Source organism: Vibrio sp. 2132-1 (assembly GCF_033344315.1).
Genome location: NZ_JAWPON010000505.1, coordinates 1 through 621 on the forward strand (window position 1 = coordinate 1; position 621 = coordinate 621).

General features: G+C 42.2%; 1 pseudogene. It reads left to right on the forward strand.

From position 1 onward, the window contains the following. Positions 1-137: 137 nt before the first annotated feature. Positions 138-621 (forward strand): annotated as a pseudogene (locus tag R8N47_RS26315) (Hpt domain-containing protein); the annotation flags it as partial.

Genomic DNA, 621 nt, shown 5'->3' on the forward strand with positions numbered 1-621 from the left:
ACTTGAAAGATCAGTTAAGTCGTAACTAATTCTTATGAAGAGAGCCCTAGGCTCTCTTTTTTTATGTGAAGCAAGCACAGCCAGAGCTCAGAACATGGTATATGCTTGTAATTAATGGATTATATGAGGACTGAGCGTTGCATCAATTAAGAGCAGGGATTAAGCGGATTATTTGGTTCTTATTCATTTTGTGGTGTGTATTTTCTGCAACTCTTTGGTTTCAAGCAAAGCAGACGATGCAAACGCTTTCCACATTGAATGAACTTGGCAGTAAAGTTGAGGAAGTACGTAACTTCTTTAATTTTGAGTTGCCGTATCGAGTTAAGCATGTCGATCAAGTCTCACTCAAACTTCAGCTTGTGTACGCGGTTCGTCTTCAATTAGAAAGTGAGGTCTCTGATGCGAATGGGCCAGACGTCACGCAATTGCTTTATTCAACTGACCGATTTTTGGAAAGTGCACGCGCTTTTATTGGTAGTGATGGTGAGTTGGTATCGTTGGCGGAGCAACTGCACACCAGCCGAGGTGCGGAAAACAACTCGCAGCAAATTGAAAACATGTATTACCGCTTGGGAGCCTTGGTTCTTGAATCGATTTTTAGCGATTCCAACACCAATACGG